The organism is Bacillus sp. CFBP9009 (assembly GCF_036541465.1).
Classification (GTDB): Bacteria; Bacillota; Bacilli; order Bacillales; family DSM-1321; genus Peribacillus.
In genome coordinates this window covers 74199-99520 of sequence record NZ_JAZHFU010000009.1, presented here as the reverse complement: position 1 = coordinate 99520, position 25322 = coordinate 74199, and the positions used below count along the sequence as shown (strand labels likewise).

Annotated in this window: 25 protein-coding genes and 1 pseudogene; 11 read left to right on the top strand and 15 right to left on the bottom strand. The window is 40.9% G+C overall.

Going from position 1 to position 25322, the window contains the following annotated elements; all coding sequences use genetic code 11:
- Nucleotides 1–17 precede the first annotated feature (17 nt).
- Genes V3595_RS19745 through V3595_RS19735 form a run of 3 tightly spaced genes read left to right on the top strand, consistent with a single transcriptional unit; the run spans nucleotide 18 to nucleotide 2297 of the window.
- A complete protein-coding gene (locus V3595_RS19745; RefSeq protein ID WP_063595121.1) occupies nucleotides 18–842 on the top strand; it encodes an amino acid ABC transporter substrate-binding protein in 825 nt (274 codons plus the stop codon).
- Nucleotides 826–1530 (top strand): amino acid ABC transporter permease, encoded by a 705-nt coding sequence (locus V3595_RS19740; RefSeq protein ID WP_289351467.1) that lies wholly within the window; start codon nucleotides 826–828, stop codon nucleotides 1528–1530. The genes V3595_RS19745 and V3595_RS19740 overlap by 17 nt, the downstream gene beginning before the upstream one ends.
- Before the next feature lie 29 nt (nucleotides 1531–1559).
- Nucleotides 1560–2297, top strand: a complete 738-nt coding sequence (locus tag V3595_RS19735; RefSeq protein WP_485908930.1) for an amino acid ABC transporter ATP-binding protein — start codon at nucleotides 1560–1562, stop codon at nucleotides 2295–2297.
- A gap of 79 nt (nucleotides 2298–2376) precedes the next feature.
- Here V3595_RS19735 and V3595_RS19730 read toward each other — a convergent pair whose 3' ends face one another.
- The gene (locus tag V3595_RS19730; protein ID WP_485908928.1) at nucleotides 2377–3552 is read right to left on the bottom strand and encodes an MFS transporter; all 1176 of its coding nucleotides are present in this window, start codon (nucleotides 3550–3552) and stop codon (nucleotides 2377–2379) included.
- A gap of 330 nt (nucleotides 3553–3882) precedes the next feature.
- On the opposite strand from V3595_RS19730, the gene V3595_RS19725 reads away from it, so the two are divergent.
- The gene (locus V3595_RS19725) at nucleotides 3883–4470 is read left to right on the top strand and encodes a response regulator transcription factor (RefSeq protein WP_485908926.1); all 588 of its coding nucleotides are present in this window, start codon (nucleotides 3883–3885) and stop codon (nucleotides 4468–4470) included.
- Here V3595_RS19725 and V3595_RS19720 read toward each other — a convergent pair.
- From V3595_RS19720 to V3595_RS19705, 4 genes are all read right to left on the bottom strand, one after another.
- Nucleotides 4420–5856, bottom strand: coding sequence for an ABC transporter permease (locus tag V3595_RS19720; protein WP_485908924.1), 1437 nt, complete (start codon nucleotides 5854–5856; stop codon nucleotides 4420–4422). The two genes, V3595_RS19725 and V3595_RS19720, sit on opposite strands and share 51 nt — an antisense overlap.
- Entirely contained in the window at nucleotides 5843–6610 is a 768-nt protein-coding gene (locus V3595_RS19715; protein ID WP_485908922.1) for an ABC transporter ATP-binding protein, read from the bottom strand. Before V3595_RS19715 ends, V3595_RS19720 begins: the two co-directional genes overlap by 14 nt.
- A 158-nt stretch (nucleotides 6611–6768) precedes the next feature.
- Nucleotides 6769–7059 (bottom strand): DUF3817 domain-containing protein, encoded by a 291-nt coding sequence (locus tag V3595_RS19710; protein ID WP_034305497.1) that lies wholly within the window; start codon nucleotides 7057–7059, stop codon nucleotides 6769–6771.
- A 205-nt stretch (nucleotides 7060–7264) separates the two neighbouring features.
- Entirely contained in the window at nucleotides 7265–8329 is a 1065-nt protein-coding gene (locus V3595_RS19705; protein WP_485908920.1) for a C45 family autoproteolytic acyltransferase/hydrolase, read from the bottom strand.
- A 158-nt stretch (nucleotides 8330–8487) separates the two neighbouring features.
- Between V3595_RS19705 and V3595_RS19700 the strand changes: the two genes are divergently transcribed.
- Entirely contained in the window at nucleotides 8488–9879 is a 1392-nt protein-coding gene (locus V3595_RS19700; RefSeq protein ID WP_485908918.1) for a hypothetical protein, read from the top strand.
- 259 nt (nucleotides 9880–10138) lie between these two features.
- On the opposite strand, the gene V3595_RS19695 is transcribed toward V3595_RS19700, so the two are convergent.
- The 3 genes from V3595_RS19695 to V3595_RS19685 are packed head-to-tail and all read right to left on the bottom strand — an operon-like array spanning nucleotide 10139 to nucleotide 12065.
- On the bottom strand, nucleotides 10139–10927 hold the full coding sequence (locus tag V3595_RS19695; RefSeq protein WP_485908916.1) for an ABC transporter permease: 789 nt from the start codon (nucleotides 10925–10927) through the stop codon (nucleotides 10139–10141).
- Nucleotides 10924–11829, bottom strand: coding sequence for an ABC transporter ATP-binding protein (locus V3595_RS19690; protein WP_485908914.1), 906 nt, complete (start codon nucleotides 11827–11829; stop codon nucleotides 10924–10926). The genes V3595_RS19695 and V3595_RS19690 overlap by 4 nt, the downstream gene beginning before the upstream one ends.
- Entirely contained in the window at nucleotides 11826–12065 is a 240-nt protein-coding gene (locus V3595_RS19685) for a PLDc N-terminal domain-containing protein (protein ID WP_485908912.1), read from the bottom strand. The genes V3595_RS19690 and V3595_RS19685 overlap by 4 nt, the downstream gene beginning before the upstream one ends.
- Nucleotides 12066–12307: 242 nt before the next feature.
- Here V3595_RS19685 and V3595_RS19680 point away from each other — a divergent pair, with 242 nt between their 5' ends.
- Nucleotides 12308–12853: a helix-turn-helix domain-containing protein gene (locus tag V3595_RS19680; RefSeq protein ID WP_350300309.1), complete on the top strand. Its 546-nt coding sequence runs from the start codon at nucleotides 12308–12310 to the stop codon at nucleotides 12851–12853.
- 145 nt (nucleotides 12854–12998) lie between these two features.
- Here the strand turns inward: V3595_RS19680 and V3595_RS19675 are convergent, their stop codons facing one another.
- Nucleotides 12999–13559, bottom strand: a complete 561-nt coding sequence (locus V3595_RS19675; RefSeq protein WP_485908910.1) for a thioredoxin family protein — start codon at nucleotides 13557–13559, stop codon at nucleotides 12999–13001.
- A gap of 212 nt (nucleotides 13560–13771) precedes the next feature.
- On the opposite strand from V3595_RS19675, the gene V3595_RS19670 reads away from it, so the two are divergent.
- Both V3595_RS19670 and V3595_RS19665 read left to right on the top strand, forming a co-directional pair.
- Nucleotides 13772–14623 (top strand): GRP family sugar transporter, encoded by an 852-nt coding sequence (locus V3595_RS19670; RefSeq protein ID WP_485908908.1) that lies wholly within the window; start codon nucleotides 13772–13774, stop codon nucleotides 14621–14623.
- Between the two features lie 18 nt (nucleotides 14624–14641).
- Nucleotides 14642–15427, top strand: coding sequence for a glucose-1-dehydrogenase (locus V3595_RS19665; protein ID WP_485908906.1), 786 nt, complete (start codon nucleotides 14642–14644; stop codon nucleotides 15425–15427).
- Nucleotides 15428–15970: 543 nt separating this feature from the next.
- Here V3595_RS19665 and V3595_RS19660 read toward each other — a convergent pair.
- Nucleotides 15971–17464: a peptide MFS transporter gene (locus V3595_RS19660; protein ID WP_101225525.1), complete on the bottom strand. Its 1494-nt coding sequence runs from the start codon at nucleotides 17462–17464 to the stop codon at nucleotides 15971–15973.
- 323 nt (nucleotides 17465–17787) lie between these two features.
- Between V3595_RS19660 and V3595_RS19655 the strand changes: the two genes are divergently transcribed.
- Nucleotides 17788–18012, top strand: coding sequence for a hypothetical protein (locus V3595_RS19655; protein WP_485908903.1), 225 nt, complete (start codon nucleotides 17788–17790; stop codon nucleotides 18010–18012).
- Nucleotides 18013–18098: 86 nt separating this feature from the next.
- Here V3595_RS19655 and rsiV read toward each other — a convergent pair whose 3' ends face one another.
- A complete protein-coding gene (gene rsiV, locus V3595_RS19650) occupies nucleotides 18099–18968 on the bottom strand; it encodes an anti-sigma-V factor RsiV (protein WP_485908901.1) in 870 nt (289 codons plus the stop codon).
- A complete protein-coding gene (gene sigV, locus V3595_RS19645) occupies nucleotides 18953–19468 on the bottom strand; it encodes an RNA polymerase sigma factor SigV (protein WP_485908899.1) in 516 nt (171 codons plus the stop codon). Before sigV ends, rsiV begins: the two co-directional genes overlap by 16 nt.
- 185 nt (nucleotides 19469–19653) lie before the next feature.
- Between sigV and V3595_RS19640 the strand changes: the two genes are divergently transcribed.
- Nucleotides 19654–21060, top strand: a complete 1407-nt coding sequence (locus tag V3595_RS19640) for a polysaccharide deacetylase family protein (protein WP_485908897.1) — start codon at nucleotides 19654–19656, stop codon at nucleotides 21058–21060.
- A 99-nt stretch (nucleotides 21061–21159) separates the two neighbouring features.
- On the opposite strand, the gene V3595_RS19635 is transcribed toward V3595_RS19640, so the two are convergent.
- Nucleotides 21160–21879 carry a YebC/PmpR family DNA-binding transcriptional regulator gene (locus tag V3595_RS19635; RefSeq protein WP_053536610.1) on the bottom strand — a complete coding sequence of 240 codons (720 nt, stop codon included), beginning with the start codon at nucleotides 21877–21879 and terminating at the stop codon, nucleotides 21160–21162.
- 259 nt (nucleotides 21880–22138) lie between these two features.
- Between V3595_RS19635 and V3595_RS19630 the strand changes: the two genes are divergently transcribed.
- A complete protein-coding gene (locus tag V3595_RS19630; protein WP_485908895.1) occupies nucleotides 22139–22864 on the top strand; it encodes a DUF4261 domain-containing protein in 726 nt (241 codons plus the stop codon).
- Between the two features lie 335 nt (nucleotides 22865–23199).
- Here V3595_RS19630 and eutC read toward each other — a convergent pair.
- Nucleotides 23200–23925, bottom strand: a pseudogene (gene eutC / locus V3595_RS19625) (ethanolamine ammonia-lyase subunit EutC); the annotation flags it as partial.
- A gap of 32 nt (nucleotides 23926–23957) precedes the next feature.
- Nucleotides 23958–25322 carry an ethanolamine ammonia-lyase subunit EutB gene (locus V3595_RS19620; RefSeq protein ID WP_485908893.1) on the bottom strand — a complete coding sequence of 455 codons (1365 nt, stop codon included), beginning with the start codon at nucleotides 25320–25322 and terminating at the stop codon, nucleotides 23958–23960.

The window sequence follows — 25322 nt, the reverse complement described above, 5'->3', positions numbered from 1 at the left end:
CTAGGAGGTTTACCCAAATGAAAAAAATGGTTGCACTTTTATCGCTATTGTTAGCTTTCACGGTTGTACTTACCGCTTGTGGTACCGATACAAAAAATGAGGCAAACGATACCGGCAATAAATCTTCTTCACAAGAAAGTCTATATGATAAAGTTAAAAAAGATGGCGTATTAACTGTTGGAACAGAAGGTACATATCCTCCTTTCACATTCCACGATGATTCAGATAAACTAACGGGGTTTGATGTTGAAATTGCTAAAGAAGTGGCAAAACGCCTTGGAGTGAAAGCTGAATTCAAGGAAACACAATGGGACGGCATGTTTGCAGGCTTGGATGCAAAACGTTTTGATATGATCGCAAACCAAGTGGGCATCGATGAAGACCGTCAAAAGAAATATGATTTCTCTGACCCATATATTCAATCAGGAGCCGTATTACTGGTACACAAAGATAATTCGGATATTAAATCCTTCGATGATTTGAAAGGCAAGACCTCTGCACAATCTTTAACGAGTAACTATAATGATCTAGCCAAATCACATGGTGCTGAAGTTACAGGTATTGAAGGATTTTCTCAATCCGTACAGCTTATTGGTTCTAAACGTGTAGATGCCACGATCAATGACAAATTATCGTACCTTGATTATAAAAAGCAACACCCGGATGCACCTATCAAAGTCGCTGATGAGGAAGAAAGCGGAGTCGCCAGTGGTTTAATGTTCAGAAAAGACAGCGGCAAATTAGTGGAAGAAGTAAACAAAGCATTAAAAGCTATGAAAGACGACGGCACGTACGCAAAAATCTCGGATAAATGGTTCGGTGAAGATGTTTCTCCTAAGTAATATTTTCACCGACCCCGAGCGTATGGACCAGCTTGTTTCCATCGCTCAAACCTCCCTCTATCCGATGATAGAGGGAGCTATTCAATATACGATTCCACTAACGCTAATTTCATTTGTTCTCGGCCTTATTCTCGCTGTACTCACAGCATTGGCTAGATTATCTTCCATTAGAATCCTTCAAATAATTGCGCGAGTATATGTGTCAATCATCCGCGGGACACCTTTACTTGTGCAATTATTTATCATTTTCTATGGACTTCCAAATTTAGGTGTCACCATCAGTCCTTTTATATCGGCTATAATCGGATTCTCACTAAGTGTTGGAGCATACGCCTCGGAAATTATAAGAGCGGCCATTTTATCGATACCAAAAGGGCAATGGGAAGCGGGCTATTCGATCGGGATGTCATATACCCAAGCTTTAAAGCGGATCGTCTTGCCGCAAGCAGCACGTGTATCCGTTCCCCCATTATCCAACACGTTCATTAGCCTTTTAAAAGATACATCGCTTGCATCACTCATTCTTGTAACGGAATTATTCCGTAAAGCTCAAGAGATCGCTGCAAAAAACTATGAATTTCTACTACTTTACATGGAAGCGGCTGCTTTATATTGGATTTTATGTACCATTTTATCTTTCATACAAGGAAGTTTAGAAGACAGACTTAATCGTTATGTAGCAAAATAAGAACCGCAGTAGTTAAAGGAGATTTTAAAATGATCAACATTAAGAATCTTCATAAATCGTTTGGTGACCTTGAAGTTTTAAAGGGCATCGATTTGGAAGTGGAGCAAGGTAAAGTCATTGTATTGATCGGTCCTTCGGGTTCAGGCAAAACAACCTTTCTTCGGTGTTTGAATCTCCTTGAGGTGCCAACGGATGGGACGATTGAAATCGATGAAACGGTAATGGACTTCAAAAAACCCGTTAGAAAAAAATCGATTACATCTTTTCGCAGTTTGACAGGGATGGTTTTCCAAAGCTATAACCTCTTCCCCCACAAAACAGCATTGGAAAATGTAATGGAAGGACCCATCATTGTAAAAAACATAGCCAAACAGCAAGCGAAAGAAACGGCTGCTGCCCTGCTTACAAAAGTGGGCTTAGGTGAAAAAATCGATTTTTATCCGTTTCAATTGTCCGGCGGACAGCAGCAACGAGTCGGAATTGCAAGGGCCCTGGCCATGGAGCCTAAGGTCATGCTATTCGATGAACCCACTTCCGCTTTAGATCCTGAACTAGTTGGAGACGTGTTACAGGTCATGAAAGACCTGGCGAAAGAAGAAGGCATGACAATGATCGTGGTAACCCATGAAATGCGTTTCGCCCGTGAAGTCGCCGACGAAGTCATTTTTATGGATGAAGGAAAAATAATGGAGCGGGGAACACCCGAGCAGATTTTCACAAACCCTAAAGAAGCGCGTACACGTAAATTCCTCAATATGATTCAATAAAAAAAACGGTGCTATTCAAGCACCGCTCGCGGCCCCCCCCCCATTTTTAGAAATGGGGGGGTTTTTGCCCATCATTATATTAATGAGATGCTTGGACCTGTTTAGTCTGTGTCCGTGCATGGTATAACTGAAAAAGAATCAAAGCAAAAACGGAAAGGATAGCTCCCGATATAAATGGTAAATCAATCGAAATTGAAAATAACCAACCGCCTATCGGAGGACCTGCAATCCTGCCGAACGAGTCGAAGGAAGATAACAGTCCAGTGACACTGCCATGGCCCGTCATGGAACTTTTGGTCAGCAGCGCCGAAATTGCCGGACGGATGAACCCATTTCCCACTCCGAAAATCGTCAGGAAGACCGCCGATGTCCAAAAACCGGAAGAAAACAGGATGAGTATGAACCCAGCTGCCGAGACGATGATTCCCATTCGGATGACCGCGCCTTCTCCATATTTCTTTGTCATCCTACCTACTAATCCACCTTGAACGATCGCACTGCCAACCCCCATGATCATAAAGATATAGCCTAATTGGACAAGACTTATATCAGCCTTTTTGGCTGCAAAATAAGCAAAAGTCGTTTCGAGTCCTGCCATTGAAAGAGTGACGATCAGTTGCAGAAAGAACATGGTTTTAAGAGGCCCTCTAAAGGCTTTCCACATGGACTCTTTATTTTTTGACTGCTGGGCCCTCTTTTCAACTGTATGTGATTCCTTCAGTATCGCAATCACTAAGAATAAAGTAATTAAAGAGGTAATTCCAGCAATGTAAAAAGGTAAATTCAAACTTGATTTGGAGAATACCCCGCCAATCGCCGGACCAAAGATGAAACCAAGCCCTGTAGCGGCCCCGATGATCCCCATCCCTTTTCCGCGATCTTCCGGCGTCGTGATGTCAGCCACATACGCCATTGCGGTTGGCATGTTTGCCGATGACAAAATCCCGCCAATGATCCTTGCTACAAATAATACCCATAAGGAATCTGCCGAGGCCGTGATAAAAAACGAAAGAGCCAAGCCAGCAATCCCGATTATCATGACAGGCTTACGTCCTATCCGGTCAGATATACGGCCCCACACCGGGGCAAAAAATAATTGCATTAATGAATAAACAGCCATTAAAAGTCCAAGCTCAGTAGGACTGCCACCAACCTTTTCTGCAAGAAACGGAATGACGGGAATAATGATCCCAAATCCGACCATGACTAAAAACATCACTAAAAAAAGAACGGGTAACACCTTTTTTGTTTCCATTATTTTTTTCTCCTTTTACTCTTCCACATTCGCTGCATACGGTAATGAATTCCTGAATCATATTACTCAGCATAATCTTCCTAACAATACTTTAAACAGTTTATCATACAACCTTTACCAAATCAGTATGAAGCACAATCTTCTTACCCAAACCACCTTAACTAAATACAGAACAGACAACAGGATTCCTGATCTCAACATTAATTTTTCATGTAATGGCACTTTCGTGAAAATAATGGATGAGTTCGTTAAAAAACTTACCCTCCCCTTATTTTTTGTTAAGGGGTACTCTATACTGTAGGGTATGATTGATGTTTAGGAGGTAAAAGAATGTCTAATGATCAGTGGATTTTAATTATTGACGATGAAGAAGATTTGGCACGTCTCATGGAGACGGTTTTACATAAAGAAGGTATCCCGAATATTGTTACGGCGGGGACGATTGCGGATGGGTGGGCAAAGTTTCAGAAGTTCGATCCATCACTAGTCTTGCTAGATATTATGCTGCCAGATGGTGAAGGCTATGATTTATGCAAGCAAATTCGGGAAGTGTCGAATGTGCCCATTTTATTTTTGTCGGCAAAGGATGAGGAAATTGATAAGCTTTTAGGGTTGGCGATTGGCGGGGATGATTATATTACCAAGAAATTCAGTCCGAAGGAAGTTGCATATCGGGTAAAGGCGCAGCTGAGGCGTGCGGGCTTTTCAGAGGAAAAAGCTGCTCCGAAAAAATTTCAAGTTGGTCCTTTTGAGCTTAGTGCAAATGAAGTGAAAAAGGATGGCAAAACGCTAGAGCTCACAGCTAAAGAAATCGGACTGATGAGCTGTTTTATGCATCACCCAAATCAGATTTTGAGCAAGGAAACTTTATTTGAACATGTGTGGGGCGATGATTACTTCCCCTTCTTTTTGCAATGATTTAAATTGATCATTCGATACAACCACTGCAATGCCTGCTGTTTTGGCATTTAAAACTGTTTGTGTTTTAAAGCTTTGAAATGTTATCGCTGTGTTGTTTTCTGTCCTGATCGTCTTGTCCTTGTATTCAGGTGAGAATCTTTTGTCATATCCAATATCTAAAATGACTGCTTTGCCATTATTCACAAGCAATGCTTCCTTACCTTGTACTTCTGCTAATTTGTTATATGTTCTTTCATCGATTATCGTGTAAATCCTTTTATCAGAGCTATCGAATGCTGATCCCTTGCTAAGTTCTTTCGTATTAAATGTGATAGATAGTGCTTCGACATTTCCATCATACTTTGTATCTGGCAATACAGCGCTGACTTGCTGATCGCTTTTTGCATCCGTTTGCTGATACATGAAGGTGTTCGGATCAACGGTCATAACTTGGTCATTCGCGTTATAATAAAGGCCATAAACCGCACCGCCAGCCGTTACCGTTGTAGCACTTAACACTGCAATTACGGTCAATGTCCGTGCATTACCCCGTATACGATGTAGCAGTTGCGAGATCGTCATCAGATGCAGGCCTTTCCATAGCCATTTTTCATTTTTCTTACTCACCGCTAACACATAGCCTGTCACGCTATGAAACAATAAAAACGTACCTGCAATAACAGTTGTCAAAATGATGAGTGCCGTCATCAAAAAGCCGACTTTTTCCCATACTTTAGAAGTAAAAAGATCTTGCATCGCCAACCAATAACCCATGACAATCAGAAAAATTCCCAGAAAGGCTACAAACATCGATGGCTTCGGAGCCGCTTCCCCTTTTTTCGTAGCATGGAAGAGATCGATTAGTTTAAATTGATAAATCAAACGATAGCCCTGGAATGATGTCACCAAGAAAATTATCAGAAATACGATTGAGGTGTTCAAAGCTGCAGATTCCGAAAATGTAAATGGCGCGAGGACATCATAGCCCATTAAATAGATCAAAATCGTCATGAACCCTTTTGAACAAAGAAATCCAAGTAAAATCCCCACAACCAATGAAACCAAACCTAGCAATAGGTTTTCAAAGAAGAGCATAAAACCGATCTGACGATTATGTACGCCAAGCAATGCATATAATGCCACTTCTTTTTTACGTTTTTTCATGAAGAATGAATTGGAATAGGCAATAAAAATGGCAACGAAGAAAATCAGGATGACCGCCGCACCACTCATTAATGAATCCAATTTCTGTGATGAAGCCGTTTGTTCTGCAACTGTGTCGCTATATTTTAATGTTACAAATGTAAAATAGATGATAATGCTAAATACCATGGATGCGATATATAAAAAATATTGGGAGAGGTTTCGAGCAATATTCTTTCTCGCCAGACTAAATAACGTCATCTACCTCACCTCCAATTGTTGCAAGGACATCCATAATTTCTTGGAAGAAAGCTTTACGTGATTGGCCACGACGATAAATTTCTGTTGAAAGCGTACCATCCTTGATGAAAATGATCCGCCGGCAGAAGCTTGCGGCATATGCATCATGTGTCACCAATATGATGGTGGAATTATTATTTTTATTTAGGTCACTTAAGCTTTCCAGCAGACCTGTTGCTGATTTTGAATCAAGTGCACCTGTGGGCTCATCTGCCAGGATCAATGCAGGCTCTGTCACAAGCGCTCTGGCTGCAGCTGTTCTTTGCTTTTGCCCACCGGAGATTTGGTATGGATATTTAGCTAATAAACCTTCAATCCCGAATACTTTAGCAATACGATTCACCAAGGCAGTAATTTCTTTCGCTGGAATTTTTGCAATCGCCAGTGGTAATAATATATTTTCCTTCACAGTCAATGAGTCTAGCAAATTATAATCCTGGAAGATGAAACCAAGATTATCACGTCTGAAATCCGTTAAGTCAGCCCCTTTCATATCGTGAATGCTCGTATCATTCATAAAAATTTTCCCTTCAGTCGGCGAGTCAATGGTTGCTAACAAATTGAGCAACGTCGATTTCCCCGCTCCAGAAGGTCCCATGATCCCTACAAACTCCCCTTCATGAATGTCAAAAGATATATTTTCTAACGCTGTGTAGGCAGCGCTTGATTTACCATATGTTTTTTTTATATTTTCCACTTTTAATAATGATTCCATTTGTTTCACCTCTTCAGTATTGTTGATACGTATACTTTACATGCCCATTCTTACAGCATCTTTGTGCCAACCTTACAGCAAGCTTAAATCCATAAAAAAAACGCCTGCCATTTAAATAGGAAGACGTTTTTTTATGGATTTTTTAAAAGTAAAAGTACTTAACTTTGCTTCAGAAGCCTGCGATCGATTACAAAATTACCAAATGGAATGAATGAAACGATGAAAATCATCGCCATTTTTAAAAAGGACCATTTTGATATGATGCTCACATAAAGTAATAAAAGCCCAAATACGACAAATAAGAAACCATGGATGCTGCCTAAAATGAGTGTTGCTTCCCCAATATCCAATATGTACTTAATGGGCATACCAATGGCAAGCAATAAAACATATGAGATTCCCTCAATTATTGTAATAAACCGAAACCAACCAATAGCTGTCGAAAACATTCGCTCATCCCCTTATTCATTGTACAAGTACGGCACACAAATCCAACTTCTTGTCCCCAATCCAAAATCTGTTACTTTATCATATTATATTACTCTGACATCCACTAATAAATAGTACCAGGTTTGCCTAAAAATAGAACAACAAAAGCCCAATCCACGGATTGGGCCTGTTAACAACGCAAGGTTCGAATTTACTTAAAGACGTTCAATTTCGAAACCAATTCGCTCCCTCATCCATATGCACGAAGGGAATATCCGTATCAATTACACCTTTGATTCGTTTTAACTCAACATCTTCCCCTTCCAGCCATTTCGCAAAATCTATTGAAGTCGGCTCCTGGTTCCCTCCCAAGGCAATCCAAGCTTTCATCTCCTTAGGTAAATAAGCGGATGTATGAATCGTTCCTGCCCAGCTGCTATATAAATCCGAGAAGACACCTTGATTGGTATCATTAAACAACCTATAAGCATCGTAGGCAGATGAAAGTTTCCCTTCCTGATCTTGGATGATCTCCAATCGGCGTTTTGAATCGATAAGATGGTTACGGTTTTCATTTTTCATGATTTCAAAGTGATTTGTACAGGCATTTGACGTGCGCACCTCTACATTTCTCGGGGAGGTTTCCACAATATAGGTACTTCCGCTTTTATCATAGACGACGTAAGTGAACGAATGACGATGCGGTATTTCCTTCAACATCGCGACAGCTTCCTGAACGTTCGCACAAGATTCAACAATCAGTCTGCCAATCATGCAGCAGATGAAACCATCACCAGGGTCCTTGCGATTCATGAAGTTATAGCCTATCACCAAACCTTTTTCATTCATTCCATCCATCCGACCAGTCCCTCGCTGACTAGGGCCGATGCTTGAATACCCTTGATCGGTTGGCTGGAATAAGACATAGCGTCCTTCATAGGTCTTTGGGTGGTAATCATAATTGCGAATGAGATAATCATCGCCTGTCATGATGGAACAGCCCGACCGAACATAATCCAATCGGTATCCACCAAACTCTTGCAGCACGCGGTCAATTGGCCATTTCAGCGCTTCTTGCAACCCCAGTAATTCTTCCCAAACTCCAGGGGCGAATTGTGTAATTGCTTTCTTGACCTCTTCTTCTTCAACCGTAAACCGAGGCTGCCTGATCTTCCACTGATCTTCACGATTTTTTACCGTTAGTGAATCTTTTAATTCCTCCCCTTGCATGTATCCAAACTCATAATGTGTACCCCGAAATTGTATGATATCACTATATATTTGCTTCACGGCTTATCCCTCATTTACAGTAGTTGCTATTCAAGTTAAGAATACTTGAAGTATTGTTGAAAATAAAGAAGATAAGCCTTTAAAATTCATGAAACAACTCACCACCCCGTACCTCCCTCATAATCTGTAACTAGGCATATTTATGAGGGGGACGGATCATGGAGATGGAATTAACGGCACTCCATTGGATTTATGTTGTATTCATTGCATTGATAATCGGGTTTATGGTAAAACGTCGTGATACTACCCTCATCTGCATAGTTGGTATTTTCCTTTTGGCTTTAGTGGCTACAGGCAGTTTAGCATCCTCCATAAGTGGGATATTCAACAGCTTCATTTTCGCAATCACGGAATTAATGTCCACGATTTTAATCATTTCAATCATCGTTGCCATGAGCACGGTATTAACGAAGTCGGGCATTAATGATGTCATGATTGCACCGTTTGCGAAATTCATTAAAAATCCTACACTTGCCTTTTGGGTAATTGGAATCGTCATGATGATGATATCCTGGTTTTTCTGGCCATCACCTGCCGTTGCCTTATTGGGTGCCGTTCTGCTCCCCGTTGCTTTACGGGCTGGTTTACCAGCCCTTGGCGTGGCAATGGCGATGAACCTTTTTGGTCACGGAATAGCATTATCAGGGGATTTCATCATTCAGGCTGCCCCTAAACTAACGGGTGATGCGGCTTCCATACCAGTCGGTGATGTCATCGCTGCGAGCATCCCCCTTGTCATTACAATGGGGGTCGTCACCACCATCTCCGCCTTTATCCTTTTAAAGCGGGATATGAAGCTGGGAAAAATCAAGGTGGCGGATAATGAGGGGATCGTCCAAGATCAGACAATCAGTGAAGATTTGCTCACGCTGGGACAAAAGAAGTTTTTTGCCATTTTCATTCCGATCGCCTTTCTGTTGGATGTTGTGGCATTGTCGATTTTGAAGTTGCAAGGCGGAGATGCAACAGCATTGGTTGGGGGTACTGCCGTTTTCATTTTGCTGATTTTATCCCTTGTAGCACATAAACAACAAGGACTTGAAAAATCAACGGCCTATTTGATTCAGGGTTTTCAATTTGGCTTTAAAGTATTCGGACCCGTCATTCCGATCGCCGCATTCTTCTATCTAGGTGATTCTGGATTCAATCAGATCATCGGTGACTACTTACCAAAAACATCCCTCGGCATCGTCAATGACCTCGGTGCCGCCTTAGCGGCCTCCGTTCCTTTAACTAAAGAAATAGCCGCCGTCACATTAACGGGCATCGGTGCCATCACTGGCTTGGATGGATCGGGCTTCTCAGGCATTTCTTTAGCGGGATCTGTCGCCAAACTTTTTGGCACGGCAATCGGAAGCGGAACCGCAACCTTAACCGCACTCGGGCAAATAACCGCGATTTGGGTTGGCGGAGGTACCCTGATTCCATGGGCACTGATACCAGCAGCTGCCATATGTAACGTCAGTCCCTTTGAACTCGCCCGCCGGAATCTGCTTCCGGTAACCATTGGTTTAGCAGTGACTACGATAGTCGCGATGTTTCTCATTTAATCGATCTGCGCTGATTTAAGTGGAAATTGAAACACGGAACGGCGTCTCAATTTCCATTTTCATATTTAAAAAAGGACTGAGTAAAAAATCAGTCCTTTTTCATTTCAATCGTCGATATATTCCTATTTTCGGAGATATAACTATAGATTTCGCCGATATATTCCTATTTTCGGAGATATAACTGTAGATTTCGTCGATATATTTTTATTTTCGAAGATATAACTGTAGATTTCGTCGATATTTTTCCTTCATACCTAACTTATTCGTTATTGAATTTCTTTTTGGAAATCCATATGCTCGTTACCAATATCGCTACTGCCGTCAACTCAAGTGCCGCTAATGCACCCCAAATCGCTTGTGAATTGACTGTGCCTAAAATCAGTACTTCCATGGCATGTTTACTCATGCTTGCTGGATTAACATTGTCTATTACGGGACTTAATCCAACTATTATTCTACAGCCGAGGAGAAATACTATCGAAATTAATGCAATAATACCCTGACTATTAAAAATGGTACTGATCATCGTCGTGAATGAAACGATAAATAGGATCCACAGCAGATAGAACAGTAAAGCCACTATTAAATCCGCAAAATCAATACTCGTAAACAAAAAAACTGCATACAGATATGAAACTAAATACCCCAATGCTACACTGAAGGCAACAAACAGATAATTGGAAATGATCTTCCCGCTTATGTAAGATCCAACCGTCACGGGCCTTGTAAGAATGAAAGCCAGCATACCATTTGCTTTATCGGATTGTACGACTCCCATCATGGAAACGATGATGATCATGACCCCTAGCTGATCAAATTGAGACCCTAAGGTACTAGCGAGAACTTCGCCGCCTTTTTGGGCTGCCATGCTTGGATCAATGGTGATCCCTTGGCTCCCGCCCAGTGCCTCTAAAATTGAAGGTAAATAATAACTTACGACTGGTTGAGTTATTCCTAAAAATATAAATACAAGAGGCAGCCAAATCACTTTATATTCACGTACCATCTGAACAAATTCCTTTTTAGCTAAAACGGCAAATTCACTCATTTCTCCACCACCAATTTTAAGAAAATCTCTTCCAATGTATCGTTATCTATTTCGAACCTTATAAGATCAACATTATGCTCCAGAGCATTCGCAAGTAAAATATTCTTGTTTGAATCAATATTTTCCACTTCTATCTTCAATTTATTTCCCATTACCTCTACACCTTTGACAAAGTTCAAGCTTTTAACATGTTCAATCCATTTTTGACTTCTTGAGGTTATGTCGACATTGATTTTATTTACGCTATTCCTGGTTAATAATTCAGACATTGTAGTGTCCTCAATTTTTTCACCACTTTTTATAATGACAAACCTCTCACATATCTCTTCTGCATCGCTTAATATATGCGTCGATAATAAAATGGTCGTATCTTTCTTTATCTCTTTTATGATATTTAACACTTCTCTCCGGCCGATCGGATCTAGTGCCGAAACCGGTTCATCCATGACAATCAAAGCTGGTTTATGTAACAGTGCCTGTGCAATTCCAAGCCTTTGTTTCATTCCGCCTGAAAAAGTCCGCACCTTTGAATTCTCTTCCCCGCTCAACCCTACTTTCGACAATATCTCTGGAATGCCGCTTAATAACTCTTCCTTTTTGATACCCGAGAGCTGCCCCATGAATGTAAGGGTTTCTTTGGCAGTCATCCATTGAAAGAAGTTAGGGTATTGTGGTAAGTAGCCTATTTCCTTTTTCATTTTTGAAATTTTCTTACCATCAAGCAATACTTCTCCCAAAGTTGGATCAATAATATCTGCAATGACTTTTATTAGTGTCGACTTACCAGCCCCATTTGGCCCTATCAATCCAACACATTCCCCAGATTGCAGTTTCATTGAAAAATTATTGACCGCTGTTTTTTCTTTGAATTTTTTTGTGACATTATTAATCTCTAATTTCATATTCTGTCACTGTCCTTTCTACCAATAACGAAGTACAGAATTGGACCGACTGTATTTGCAAAAATAATGATGAGTGTCCACAATAATACATTTTTCCGCGTCTTTCGATTTCTGTATAAATCAATTAATGCAATAAGGATTAAAATCATCCCAATAGCAATTACCGGTAAAATAATCGGCAGAATAGGCATGAAATCAATATCTTTCAATTCGTTCCATCCATAATGCAATTTCATATATACCACTCCTTAATAACAAATTTTATTATCATTATCAGTAATGATAACATTTGAATTGGGATTTTTCACCTATTTTTTTCTTGATAAAATATTGTTTGAGGTTTTATTGTTATTTATAATGATAATATTATCATTATAAATAACAATAAAAATATAATCCTATTTATTAAGCTTTATTGCATGAAGACATTAATTATTTACAAATGAAATTATTTAATTTCCAATGTGAGGAGAATAAGATGATTAATAAAGCCGAAATTTTAATGCATCCTGTAAGAATGAAGATTACCCAAGCTTTAATGAGAAACAGGGAAAATGGTTTAACACCATTAGAAATGTTAAAAATCATTAAGGATGTACCCCAAGCAACATTATATAGACATATACAGGTTCTATTTGATTCAGGGGTCATCCGCATTGTAAAAGAGAAAAAAGTGAGATCCGTTTCCGAAAAATACTATGTTTTAAATGAAGAAGAAGCGCGACTTAGCGGGGAAGAATGGAAAAAATATTCTAATGAGAAAAAGGTGAACTACTTTTCTTATTATCAATTATCCCTTATGACTCAATATCAAAACTATCTTACTAAATTAGAAGAAAGAGATTGCACTGAAGATGGTTCAACCTTTTCCCTTTTAGAACTAAAGCTTGATGATGAAAGCTTTATTAACTTTCAAAATGAATTGAACGATTTAATGGTAAAATACTACAACGCTACGAATCAGAGCGCTAAACAAGATTCTCCTATTCGAACAATCGGCGTTACAATCATTCCGGAATCATAAGTAAATGAAAAGGCTGTTCCCAAACCTTGGACTAAAAGAACCATGAATACTATAGATTCACCAACCAAAATGGTTGTAGTCTCCGTTTTGAAACAGCCCTTCATTATGGAAGAAACTCCAAGGTTAAAAAGGGATATCCCCGCTGTCAGCAGCTTCCCAATGCTTCCTTGATACTGCTGTATACTTCATCCCACAGGTGTTTTTCTTCAGCAAAAGCCGCAGTTATCTTTTTGATGACTGCTTTTTGCGCTGCATCGAAACGTTCATCATCCTTAGCCGGCAGGTCTGACCTTAACTCCATTACATACTCTTGTACCTTTGGTGCACGTGGTCCCCAAACAGCTTTTTCTTCACCATTCTTATCAATGAATATAAAAATGGGAATTGAACGCGCTGTTCCATTCGTTAAGTATTGATCCATTAGTTCAAGATTTTGATCTCGTAAAACCATTCGAGTTTCAATATTTGCCGCTTCAGCTATATTCATCAGTATTGGAATGTTCATCATTGCGTCTCCGCACCAGTCTTCAGTAATGACAATGGCCCGAAGTTCCTTCGTCTTTAATTCATCGAAAAAACCTTGGTCCTCTGCAGAAACGGAAAAATCCTCCTGAATCGATTGTAAGTTTTCTTTATGAACCTTCATCGAAGATACAAATTCTTTAGCGGGAATCCCCTTTTCAAACCATTCATTCAGTGTCGTCATACTATTTCTCCTAACTGTTTTTAAGTTAAAAGTACCATAAACCCCTTATTTTTTCATTGTTTCCACCCTGAAAAATAAAATTCCAAATTGGTAAATTAAAACCATGTTTTCTTTCCCGTGTAAAGGGAAAACTCTAAATACATTCAATAGCTTACTAACTAACTATTTTATATTCATTAGAACATTGTTTTCTAGTTTAGGAGATGAAATTTGTGGAAGGTTTTCTCTTTGCGCTACTCCCTGCATTGACATGGGGCAGCTTAGTGCTTGTTTCCGAAAAACTCGGAGGCAACTCTTATAATCAAACACTTGGCATTACAATCGGTTCATTACTGTTCGCCATCATGATGTCTTTCATCAATCCGCCGGAATGGAGCAGTACAGTGTGGATTGTCGGTATCATTTCCGGGATAGGCTGGGCATTCGGGCAGTTATTTCAATTCAACAGCGTCAAGGAAATCGGGGTATCGAAAACCGTTCCAATCTCAACAGGACTGCAAATTCTAGGAAATACATTTTTTGCAGTTATCATTTTCAGGGAATGGAATGACAGGATGACAATCATCATCGGCATAGTTGCAATAATCTGTTTGATTACAGGTGTCTTGCTGACGAGCTACGGCGATGGTGATAACAAAAAAGCAGGAAGCATGAAAAAAGGGGTTTTTTATCTTGCCATTTCAACGGTGGGTTATGTTACATATGTCATTGTCGTCAGATGGAATGAAGTTGACGGATGGTCGGCGATCCTGCCGCAAGCAATTGGCATGTTCCTGGCTGCCCTGCTCCTATCCATCAAACATAAACCGTTTAATAAATATGCCGGAAGAAATATTCTAACCGGAATGATGTGGGCAGTCGGTAATATCGGCCTCCTGCTCGCTAATCCAAAAGTGGGCGTTGCCATAGCATTCTCATTTTCCCAAATGGGGATCGTTATTTCCACTTTAGGCGGCATCTTTCTTTTAGGAGAGAAAAAATCCAAAAAGCAAATGGTCTTCGTCATCACCGGGTGTGTACTCGTAATTGCTGGCGGAATCATGATCGGCTTTACAAAAGAATAGTCAAAGGAGCGATAAATGATGTATGACGATTTAGAGAAAAAAGTGGTAGTGATCACTGGGGCGGCAAAAGGGTTAGGAAAAGCCATGGCCGAAAGGTTCGGTAAAGAAAAAGCACATGTCGTATTAAATTATCACACTGAAAATGGCGATCATAAGGAAATCATCAAAACGATTGAAGCGGCAGGCGGGAAAGCCGCAGCCATTCAAGGCGACGTTTCAAAGGAGGCGGATGTGAAGAAATTGCTTTCATTCGCTGTCGACACCTTTGGCACAATCGACATCATGATCAACAATGCTGGTATTGAAAATGAAGTGCCCAGCGAAAAATTGACTCTTGAAGATTGGCAGAAAGTCATCGATGTAAATCTAACCGGGATGTTCCTGGCAAGCAGGGAAGCAATCAGTTATATGCTCGATCATGACATTAAGGGGAATATCATTAACATGTCTTCCGTTCATGACCGGATCCCTTGGCCTCATTTTGTCCACTATGCAGCAAGTAAGGGCGGAGTGAAGATGATGACAGAAACCCTTGCACTTGAATATGCTCCTAAAGGGATTCGCATTAATAATATTTCACCTGGGGCAATCGACACACCCATCAATACCGAAAAATTCAATGATCCAAAAGCTAAACAAGAAGTCATCGACCTGATACCGATGGGATACATCGGAAAACCGGAACAAATTGCGGCTTGTGCCGCTTGGCTAGCTTCCGCCGAATCGAGCTACGTAACGGGAATGACCTTATATGCTGATGGCGGAATGACCAAGTATCCAGGATTCCAGGCAGGAAAAGGCTGAACTTAATTAATGAAAAGAACCATTTCAATGACTAAAACGAATATAACCAATAAGAAAACCATTGGTGAAATTGAAATAAGAGAATATGAAAAAAAAGAGCATCCTTTATAGGATTGCTCTTTTTTCTGGTTGTAAGAACCTTTTCCATTATTGGGTCAAACGGTCTTCTGAAATTCCACTGATCACTTTTGGAATCTATCAATTTGAAACTTAGTTTATTATGGATTACTAATGACAGCTGTTAATGTAAAAAAGGGATGGATACTCAGCTAAGGAGGAGGAAATGAAAAAATGGATTGTCCTTAGGTATTCTATTTTCGTTTTATTTCATTTTAGGATATTGTATTTTCTTTATCACGGATATCGGGCCCATTCCCAAGATTATTTTGTTTTTTATCTTAGTGTTCACTGTGGATCATATTAAAAGAATTTAAAGGATTGAATAACGACCGCGAATAAAAATCGATTACAATTCAAGGACGAAATAAAAAAAGATGATCCCGTTTAATCTGAGATCATCTTTCTTTTACTGCTGGCTAAGTGTTAGCGAATGCCTTTCATGTAGCCTTGAATCTTTGGTGATAAGGCCATCAGGACAAGTCCAAGGACCATTGAGGCAACACCGATCACTCCAAAATAAGCCATTTCGGTTTGAGGTGTGTAGAATCTGACGATTTGTGCGTTCAGTGCTTGTGCTGCTGCACTTGCCAGGAACCACAGGCTCATCGTTTGTGCCGAGAATGCGGCCGGAGCCAATTTTGTAGTAGCTGAAAGTCCTACAGGAGATAAACAAAGTTCTCCAAGTACTACAAGGAAATAGCTAAGTACAAGCCATAGCGGATTGACTAATGCGTCTGATCCACCGAAATAAACAGGAAGCAGGATCACCAGGAATGATAAACCGGCGAACAGTAAACCGATTGAGAATTTTTGAGGAATGGTCGGCTGACGCTTTCCTAGTTTAATCCATAACCATGCGAATACTGGTGCAAGGGTTATGATGAACAAAGGGTTCAAAGATTGGAACCATGCCGGGTTTATTTCTATTCCAGCAAAATTCAACTGTGTCCGTTTGTCTGCATAGCTTGCTAATATAGTTGCACCTTGCTCTTGAATCGCCCAGAACATGACGGCTGCTATAAACAAAGGAATATAGGCAATCAATCGTGAACGTTCAACAGAAGTTGTTTTAGGGCTGCGATACATGAAAATGAAATAAAGGGTTGGAATAACGATCCCTAGGATACCTACAAGATTAATGAAGGTTTCAATCGTTAAGATGCCTGCAGAAGCCGTGATGCCGATGATGGCAGCTATGATTAGTGCAGCTATCCCCAATTTAGTGAATACTTTTTTCTTTTCATTCTGTGATAATGGGTTAGCAGGAAGAGTTCCAGCAAGGCCCAGGTTCTTTTTCTTTGTTGTAACAAAGACGATGAGTCCAATTAACATACCAATTGCCGCAAGTCCAAAACCAAGATGGAAGCTATAGTCCATTCCGACTGTACCGACAACAAACGGTGAAAGGAATGCACCCATGTTGATACCCATATAGAATATGCTGAAACCTGAATCCCTGCGTTCGTCATTTTCCGCGTAAATTTCACCGACAATGCTGGAAACATTCGGTTTTAATAAACCAGTACCCAGAACAATAAGTACCATGGAAACAAAGAACATGGAGAGACTGCCTGGTACAGCAAGGACAATATGCCCGAGCATGATCAAGATACCACCGTAAAATACGGCTTTTGAAGTCCCGAAAATCCTATCGGCGAGCCATCCGCCAATTATACCTGACATATATACTAAAGATCCGTATATGGATACAAGGGCAAGGGCTGTGGGTTCATCAAGACCTAGTCCCCCTTTAGAAACTTCGTAATACATATAGTAAACAAGAATGGCCTTCATGCCATAATAGGAGAAACGCTCCCAGAACTCAGTAAAGAAAAGGGTGAATAGTCCTTTAGGGTTTCCAAAAAAACCTTTTTGAGGTACACTATCCACAATTTTCTGTTTATTTATCGTTGCCATACCTAGCCCTCCTTTTATTATTGTATAATAACTTTTATTTTCTCTGTTGTAAACAAATATTTAGTATATTTAAATAATTAATTTCAAAATAAATAGAAGTGGCTTTCCACCATACAAGCCAAAGTCCGGATTTTGCACTAAAAAACAGTCCATATAATCTAATATAAAGCGGCCATCAATGATATATTGCCCTAATTTCACTAATGGTATTACTTTGGTAGCCATGCACATATTAATGAGAATCAAAATGGGAAATTTTGAAAAACCAAACCACAACCGTTATATACACCGTATAATAGATATAAAAAATGAGGAGGCACATAATGTTCGGGATCATAACCGTCGTGATGATTTTTTCCATCCCTATACTCGGAATACTGACAACCCATTTCGAAAAACAGTCAAAAACCAAACACAATATGCTACAAGTTGAATTGGAACTTGAAAAACTTAAACATGAAAACTTTCTGATGGAGACGGAAAAAATGAGGCTGGAACTGGATCAGATGAAATTCGAACAAAAAAGAGACGAGCCAAGGTTACTGTAATCAAGTAACGTTGGTTCGTCTTTTTTAATGAGTATTGTACCGTTTTAAAAACCTTCCGCCGTCATAAGAATTACAATAGAGCCGTTTTAATGGATATATTGATCGCCAACAAGAAGGTCTGACAGCACCTTTGTCGGGATGATGAACTCGACGGCCCCCATATATCCCGGCGCAGCTTCGTAGCTGTTAAAGGCAATGACTAGCTTGCCATCTTCGTTAATATAAAAGTTTTGGTTTTCATCGATGCCTTTAAATGCAGTAAGGTCATCTTCTTCGACCCAATATATCTTTTCCGGATCTTCAGCCATCTGCCGCTTCATCTGTTCCTTGATGTTTTCGCTGATCACCTGAAGATAACGATCATCTTTAAATAAGCTATTTAACGTTAAAAGCACTTCGTTTTTCTTGTCGACTGTATCGAATTGACTTTCCGTGGAACTGGAGGCCTGAATCGTATCCGTATAACGCTGTACCGATAATATCGTTTCATTATCCGTCAATATCACATATCCGCTTTCCACCGAGATATTGCCCTTTTCCCCTTCCTTCAGTTTTTCCATGGACTCCGTAAATTCTTTATAAAGCTGCTTGCTTTCCGCTAAATATTTATCATTCAAGCTATTTTCGAGCTGTTTATTCTCCAGGCCGGATATAGCAGGCGTTTTGATTACTGCCGAGGAATTATTCGCTTCTTCTTTCCATTCGACGAAGGTAATCACTTTGATGACCTTATCAACTATCGGAATATCACTCATGGCTTTAGCCGCTGCCGGACTGATGTTTACGGAAGTTGTCACAATCAGAAGCGCCGCTGCCGCTGACACGAGGATATTCCTGCCAACCCTTTGCTTCTTCCTGGACTTTTCATTCAAGGCTGCTTGAACGACATCATTCAATTCCTTTGGTATCGGTGTTTTTAGATACTCTTCCCGCAGATCTTTTAATTTTTTTTCCATCTTTTCGTTTCCTCCCGTTCAGTCATGTTGATCCGCAATAGTTGCAGCGCTTTATATAATCTCGTTTTAATCGTGCTTACGTTCTCTTCCAGCACTTCCGCTATCTCGTCCAACTTCAGGTCCTCAAAGAAACGGAGGACGACTACCGTTTTGTACTTGACTGAAAGTCCTTCTAAGGCCTTTTGCAAATCCAGGTCAGGATAGTGATCTTCCTCACCGCTGCGTAAGTATTCTATTGTTTCGTCATCGGCGACGGTCAGTTTCTTTTTCTTCCGCAAAACATCCAGTGCCGTTCGGACGATGATCTTATATAACCAACTATCTATAGAAGCAGCGTCTTTGATTTTGCTGCTGGAGGCTAGCGCTTTCCTGATCGATTCCTGCACGATATCAAGGGCATCATCTTGGGTTTTGACATAGTAAAAAGCAAGTCTGTACAAATTATCTTGCCGTTCGGTTATCCGGGCCGCGATTAATTGATTCATATCTGGATTTTTCATTGCATGATAGAGCTCCTTACATTTAAATTCCGTATCCTAGGTACATAGAATAGACGTTGGCGGAGCCATAAAAGTTTGAAAATGAGCAAGGAAATATATAAATATAAAAAAATGAAATTTTTTACAAACTTTTAAGACTTTTGGCGTGTCTATATAGTAGAATGATTATCGAGGTGGAGTGCATCATGAGGAAATTAAATTATAAAAAAGTCTTTATTTTTCTATTTTGTCTAACAGCTGCTGTGGGAACATTGGGGTTAGCCATCAAAAGCCTTGCTTTTGATAAGAAAAGAACCGTTTCGGCCTATACAACCGATAAAAATTACCCAGATGCCGATATTCAAACGTATGTGAAAGATAATACGAAAGGCGGATATTCAGCCAGCAGGCCCGTTCTGCATTTAGAAAATATCGACAAGCAGCTAGAAGCCTACATAAAGAAAGAAATTAAGGATTATGAAAAGAAATGGAAAGCATCCGACGGAAAAGCTTCCGAGCTTAACCTCACCTATACGATCCTCCATTTCAGCAAACAGACCATTACGATTTCCTTCGATAAATATGAGCAAGTGGAAGGAAAGAAGCAGTCTGGAACCCAGATCTTCACTTATGATATTCCATCTCAGCAAAAGCTCTCCATAGAAGACATCTTTGCCACGGATACTGATTATTTATCCGTTTTATCCGATATTGTTTTTGAAGAGTTAACGGAGAAGGAAGAAGAAGGCATTTCAAACAGTCTCATTAAAAAGGAAAACAAACTGAAGGCAGCCAACTTCAATTCTTTTTCAGTCTTGAAAAATACGCTTGTATTCTATGTTAAGACTGATGATTCAACTAAGACCCATACAATAGCCATCAAGAAGGAACTTTTTAAAGATAGTTTGCTAGATTCATATCAAAGTCAAGATTTGAATGAGGATCGTGTAAAGGAATGGCAGCCGAAACATATCGTCGCCAAACTGCCCGTGCAAAATGAATGGATCGACCCTTCAAAAAAGGTCATTGCCTTGACGTTCGATGACGGGCCGCATCCAAGTCATACCATGTCCATTCTTGAAAACCTGAACAAGTATGATGGTCACGCGACGTTTTTCGTGCTTGGAAGCCGCGTTCAGCACTATCCGGAAGTTCTTCAAAAAATGCTGCAGCAAGGAAATGAGATCGGCAACCATTCATGGGATCATCCGCAGCTGACGCGCTTAAGCAAGAACAAAATCGAAGATCAAATCGAAAAGACCCAAGACGCTGTAGAAAAAGCTACAGGTGCTGAGCCAAATCTCGTCCGTCCCCCATATGGAGCGATTAACAATAATGTGCGTGAATACATGGAGGATATGAAAGTCACACTTTGGGATGTCGATCCCGAAGATTGGAAAGAACGGAATGAAAAGAAAATCGTAAACAAAGTGATGAGCAAAGCCAAAGATGGCCGTATCATATTAATGCATGATATCTACCAAACTAGCGCCCAGGCTGCAGGAAAAATCATCAAACAACTGCATGACCAAGGTTATCAACTGGTCACAATTTCGGAATTGGAAAAGGTACAGAAAGACCGTGAACTTTCCGGAATCACCATAAATGAATAATCAAAAGGAAAGAGCCTGTTTCGTGATTCGGAACAGGCTCTTTCCTTTCAAATAAAATAAGCAGGCCTTTGATCATATAGCAAAGGTCTGCTTGTTATTTCATTCACCAAGATCTACATTATGATAAACTTGTTGAACATCTTCCAAATCTTCCAATGCATCAATCATTTTTTCGAATTGTGCTTGTGCATCTTCTGGTAGGGTTAGGTCATTTTGTGCAAGCATCGTCAGCTCGGCCACTGTAAAATCGCTGATTCCTGCATCCTTGAATGCTTGTTGTACAGCATGGAATTGTTCAGGTTCGGCATAAACGATGACACTTTCTTCTTCTTCAATGATGTCACGTACATCAACATCCGCTTCCATTAACAGTTCAAGAACATCATCAGCCGTTTTACCTTCAATCCCGATGACTGCCGTTGCATCGAACATATAAGCAACAGATCCGCTGACACCCATATTCCCGCCATTTTTCCCAAATGCGGCACGTACATCAGATGCCGTCCGGTTCACGTTGTTTGTCAATGCATCCACGATGACCATTGAACCATTTGGACCGAACCCTTCATAACGAAGTTCGTCATAGTTTTCTTCCGAACCGCCTTTGGCTTTTTCAATCGCACGGTCAATGATTGCTCTTGGAACATTGTACGTTTTCGCACGCTCAAGCACGACCCTTAATGCCTGATTGGATTCTGGATCTGGTTCACCTTGTTTTGCCACCACATATATTTCCCGTCCGAACTTAGCATAAATCCGACTAGTATTAGCATCTTTTGACGCTTTTTTTTCTTTAATGTTATTCCACTTACGACCCATTATATTCCACTCTCTTTCATCATTGATATATACGAATAGATTATTAAGATACGGCCCTATGAGAAAACCCTAAGGGGAATTCCTATGAAGATAGGCTATACGTTTACTAGATTATATTATACATCAATTGTATAATTTTGAAAAAGTCCTGCACATCCCTCACTGGCATTTATCGGTGCTTGGCACTATTTTTTTTGAAATACTATGGAAAACATCAGCAGTGGTATAGTATGAAGTGATCGGAAAGGAGAGATGATCCATGAAGGACAACCAAATCATCATCGGGATACCCGGTAAATGGAAGGACCGGACAGAATTGATTCAAACGGTCGCTTCCAAAAGCGAAGGGTATCTGTTAGCCGGGAATGTTTTTCATAACAGTGATAAAAACATTACTTTTCAGGCGGAGATCCATGATTATGAACCCACTTTAAAGGAGAGCTTTTCTTACGCCAGTAAAGACGCCTTTTCAGAGAATGCATTAGAGGAAATCAATGACCATACCTTTACCGTTTATATAATAGCCGATGTATCCGATACCGGAACTGTTATCGATTTGATCGATGCCGGGGCAGCGATCCTTAGGGCAGGCGGAATGGCAGTGAAGATAGAAACCGCTGGAATTGCCCATTCAAAGGAAGATTGGCAGCATCTACATCATAGCCCGGATATTCTCTTGGTATATGCCCATTTTGTCACGATCATCGGAGAGGAAGACTATTATTGTTCATTCGGAATGAAAGCCTTTGGTCTTCCGGATGCCGTGACACTTAACACAATGAGTCCGAAAGAGGCGGCTGCTCTGCTTAACACATTTAATTATTACCATGTTGGTGAACGGCCTCTCTTTAAGAATGGCGAAACCTTTAGCATTCAGCAAGATGCACCCGACTTTATATTGACGGGCCTTCAGGACTTTAGATATGAAGAAGACCATCCCTTCTACAACCCGTTTGGATTATGGAATTTAGGGACAAGTAAATAGAGGAGCGATTCGCTCCCCCCAGACTGCAGGCAAATTCTAATAAATCGAGTTTGTCTGCAGTTTTTTATTTAAAAACGTACCTGCTGATTTAGAAATCCGCTCCCTTTCCGCCGACTGTCTGCCAAGCCTCCTCGACGCAAGCGTCTGTGGGGTATCGGCTAGCCAGTTATTCGGCAGGAGTGTCGCATATTTCTTCAATCCAATAAGGGATTACAGTAAAAAACATTAAGGATATTCTAGTCTTGTTTTAAAATCATTGGTTCGGGATGAGACACTACCGAACCCCCTTTATCGACAAACTGAGAGGAGCGATTCGCTCCTCCATTTTTATTTTTTCAACCGAGTTTTTCACGCTTTTCTTCTTCATGTTCCTTTTTCACGAGGGACATGCCGCTCGCTTGGTATTTGAGGATCTTTTGAATGACCGTGCCAAGATGTGCCCCAGCTTCAACCGGGGGAATCCCTCCTTTATGAATGTTGGAAATGACCATCCTTTCTGCTTCAATGGTGCCCAAACGCGGTTTATAGCATATATAAGCACTCAATGATTCAGCACTGACTAGACCAGGCCGTTCACCGATCAGCAGGACAATGACCTCAGGTCCAAGGATTTCACCGATATCATCCATCACGGCAACCCGGCCCTTTTCAATATAAAAGGGTGTACCCGTATCCAGACCTGCCACCACCAAAGATTGTTTGAAAGATAAATAGACGTCCTCCACATTTTCTTCGATTGCCTTGGCACTTAAGCCATCGGAAATGATGATTTGAACCGTTGGGGCCTTTATGCATTTGGCTTCTATCAACCGCTTTGCTTCATCCGAAAGCTTCCTGCCATAATCCGGACGCCGTAAATAGACTTCCTTATCATCAGCCTTCGTTTTCACCTTGAATAAATCCAAGCGTTTCAAAAGAATATCACTGACTTCACCATATACAGCATCGACTGCCGCCGCATGGTCAAAACGGAATTTCAGCCAAGAATCCGTTTTCGGCCGGGTCCCTGACCTGCCTACACCTATCCGCGCAGGGGTTTTCGCTATCAAGGCATCCAAATCTTCCTTATTATTCATACCCATATCATCCACTCCTAACGGTTAAATATAGTTGGATCACCGGCACGCTTCGTTAATTTTCCGTTCTCCATAATCTCCATCTTCTCCAGCCAAGCTTCATATAATGGGGCAGGCCGCTTATCCATCGTTTGCCTCAAAGTCGCTATATCGTGGTAACTCAAAGACTGATAGTTTAACATGCAGTCATCCCCCATCGGAGTTGCGATGATGAAATTCACACCAGCCGCCGTTAAAAGTACACCCAAGTCCTCGATATCATTTTGATCAGCCTTCATATGATTCGTATAGCAAATATCCACACCCATCGGCAGTCCATGCATTTTCCCCATGAAATGATCTTCTAACCCGGCTCGGATGACCTGCTTGCTGTTATATAGATATTCAGGTCCGATGAATCCGACGACCGTATTGACAATGTACGGATCAAAATAGCGGGCAAATCCATAGTTCCTGGCTTCAAGCGTCACCTGATCGATTCCAAAATGCGCTTCAGCCGATAACTCGGAGCCTTGCCCCGTTTCAAAATAAAGATGCTGCGGGCCTGTGCCGGTCCCATAGGCCTTCGCGATCTCATTAGCTTCTTCGAGCAATTGTACGTTAATTCCAAAAGAGCGATTAGCCGTTTCCGTTCCAGCTATGCTTTGAAAGATCATATCAGCAGGCGCACCTTGCTGTACGGCCTTCATTTGCGTGGTCACATGCGCAAGCACACAATTTTGGGTCGGAATGTTCCATTTCTGGATGACATCCTGTGTCGCATGAAGCAGCCGCTTTACGCTTTCGACCGAATCATCGACAGGGTTGATTCCAATGAGTGCATCCCCGATTCCATAGGAGAGGCCTTCTTTTAAAGAAGCCAGCATGCCATCCACATTGTCAGTCGGGTGGTTAGGCTGAAGGCGCGAAGCAAGCGTTCCTTTGTATCCGATCGTGCTATTATTCTTGGTGAGCACTTCGATTTTATCGGCTGCATGGATAAGGTCGAGGTTCGACATTAATTTGGCTGCCGCAGCAATCATTTCACTATTCAATCCCCTGCTTAATCGCTTTAAATCCTCGCCGGTCGTGTCGTCACTTAAAATATATTCTCGCAGCTCGGCAACGCTCCAATTCTTCACAGATTGATAGATGGTTCCATTGATGAGACCATCTATGATCCGCGACACCTCATCCTCTTCCGGGGAGAGCAGGGGATAGTTCCTAATGTCCGCCAAAGTCAATTCGCTAAGCACCGCTTTCGCCGCAATCCGTTCTTGAACAGAATCTGCTGCAATTCCCGCAAGCCTATCTCCTGATTTCTCTTCATTAGCTTTGGCCATTACTTCTTTCAACGATTTGAATTGATGGATTTCCCCAAAGTATTGAGTGGATAATTTCAT

What these genes read in the sequence shown, in the direction of transcription:
- V3595_RS19720 (WP_485908924.1), bottom strand. Translation starts at nt 5,856, where the DNA reads ATGACGTTATTTAGTCTGGCGAGAAAGAATATTGCTCGAAACCTCTCC.
- V3595_RS19660 (WP_101225525.1), bottom strand. Translation starts at nt 17,464, where the DNA reads ATGGCAACGATAAATAAACAGAAAATTGTGGATAGTGTACCTCAAAAA.
- V3595_RS19640 (WP_485908897.1), top strand. Translation starts at nt 19,654, where the DNA reads ATGAGGAAATTAAATTATAAAAAAGTCTTTATTTTTCTATTTTGTCTA.
- V3595_RS19695 (WP_485908916.1), bottom strand. Translation starts at nt 10,927, where the DNA reads ATGAGTGAATTTGCCGTTTTAGCTAAAAAGGAATTTGTTCAGATGGTA.
- V3595_RS19655 (WP_485908903.1), top strand. Translation starts at nt 17,788, where the DNA reads ATGTTCGGGATCATAACCGTCGTGATGATTTTTTCCATCCCTATACTC.
- V3595_RS19710 (WP_034305497.1), bottom strand. Translation starts at nt 7,059, where the DNA reads ATGTTTTCGACAGCTATTGGTTGGTTTCGGTTTATTACAATAATTGAG.
- V3595_RS19620 (WP_485908893.1), bottom strand. Translation starts at nt 25,322, where the DNA reads ATGAAATTATCCACTCAATACTTTGGGGAAATCCATCAATTCAAATCG.
- V3595_RS19665 (WP_485908906.1), top strand. Translation starts at nt 14,642, where the DNA reads ATGTATGACGATTTAGAGAAAAAAGTGGTAGTGATCACTGGGGCGGCA.
- V3595_RS19735 (WP_485908930.1), top strand. Translation starts at nt 1,560, where the DNA reads ATGATCAACATTAAGAATCTTCATAAATCGTTTGGTGACCTTGAAGTT.
- V3595_RS19635 (WP_053536610.1), bottom strand. Translation starts at nt 21,879, where the DNA reads ATGGGTCGTAAGTGGAATAACATTAAAGAAAAAAAAGCGTCAAAAGAT.
- V3595_RS19685 (WP_485908912.1), bottom strand. Translation starts at nt 12,065, where the DNA reads ATGAAATTGCATTATGGATGGAACGAATTGAAAGATATTGATTTCATG.
- V3595_RS19680 (WP_350300309.1), top strand. Translation starts at nt 12,308, where the DNA reads ATGATTAATAAAGCCGAAATTTTAATGCATCCTGTAAGAATGAAGATT.
- sigV (WP_485908899.1), bottom strand. Translation starts at nt 19,468, where the DNA reads ATGAAAAATCCAGATATGAATCAATTAATCGCGGCCCGGATAACCGAA.
- V3595_RS19675 (WP_485908910.1), bottom strand. Translation starts at nt 13,559, where the DNA reads ATGACGACACTGAATGAATGGTTTGAAAAGGGGATTCCCGCTAAAGAA.
- V3595_RS19690 (WP_485908914.1), bottom strand. Translation starts at nt 11,829, where the DNA reads ATGAAATTAGAGATTAATAATGTCACAAAAAAATTCAAAGAAAAAACA.
- V3595_RS19715 (WP_485908922.1), bottom strand. Translation starts at nt 6,610, where the DNA reads ATGGAATCATTATTAAAAGTGGAAAATATAAAAAAAACATATGGTAAA.
- rsiV (WP_485908901.1), bottom strand. Translation starts at nt 18,968, where the DNA reads ATGGAAAAAAAATTAAAAGATCTGCGGGAAGAGTATCTAAAAACACCG.
- V3595_RS19730 (WP_485908928.1), bottom strand. Translation starts at nt 3,552, where the DNA reads ATGGAAACAAAAAAGGTGTTACCCGTTCTTTTTTTAGTGATGTTTTTA.
- V3595_RS19700 (WP_485908918.1), top strand. Translation starts at nt 8,488, where the DNA reads ATGGAGATGGAATTAACGGCACTCCATTGGATTTATGTTGTATTCATT.
- V3595_RS19725 (WP_485908926.1), top strand. Translation starts at nt 3,883, where the DNA reads ATGTCTAATGATCAGTGGATTTTAATTATTGACGATGAAGAAGATTTG.
- V3595_RS19740 (WP_289351467.1), top strand. Translation starts at nt 826, where the DNA reads ATGTTTCTCCTAAGTAATATTTTCACCGACCCCGAGCGTATGGACCAG.
- V3595_RS19745 (WP_063595121.1), top strand. Translation starts at nt 18, where the DNA reads ATGAAAAAAATGGTTGCACTTTTATCGCTATTGTTAGCTTTCACGGTT.
- V3595_RS19630 (WP_485908895.1), top strand. Translation starts at nt 22,139, where the DNA reads ATGAAGGACAACCAAATCATCATCGGGATACCCGGTAAATGGAAGGAC.